The sequence below is a fragment of the Streptomyces sp. P17 genome (assembly GCF_032436805.1).
In the GTDB taxonomy this organism is placed as follows: Bacteria; Actinomycetota; Actinomycetes; order Streptomycetales; family Streptomycetaceae; genus Streptomyces.
Genome location: NZ_JAVRBF010001225.1, coordinates 1 through 251, shown reverse-complemented (window position 1 = coordinate 251; position 251 = coordinate 1). Strand labels below are relative to the sequence as shown.

Below are 251 nucleotides of genomic sequence, written 5' to 3'. Positions count from 1 at the left end.
CGGCGCCGCGGTGGACAATCGCGGTTCGCGCTTCTCCGGCATCTGGACGTTCGCCGGCGACGTCGAGTTCAATTCGCTCTTCGGCGGCGATCAACTGGGCCTGAGCGTCACCGGCTCGCCCAGCAGCGCGCTGGAAGTGGCCGGCGTATCGGGTGAAGGCTTGAGCACGCCTGCCGCGGAGATGCCGGGAAGGTCGTTGGTGAGAAGCAGTCCGCGCTCGATGGTCTCCGACGTCAGCGGCCGCGCGGCGG

The 251-nt window shown here is 69.3% G+C and carries 1 protein-coding gene; it reads left to right on the top strand.

Annotation, left to right across the window (positions count from 1 at the left end; genetic code table 11):
• On the top strand, positions 1 to 251 hold a 251-nt coding region (locus RMT89_RS44495; RefSeq protein WP_315889445.1), incomplete at both ends, for a hypothetical protein.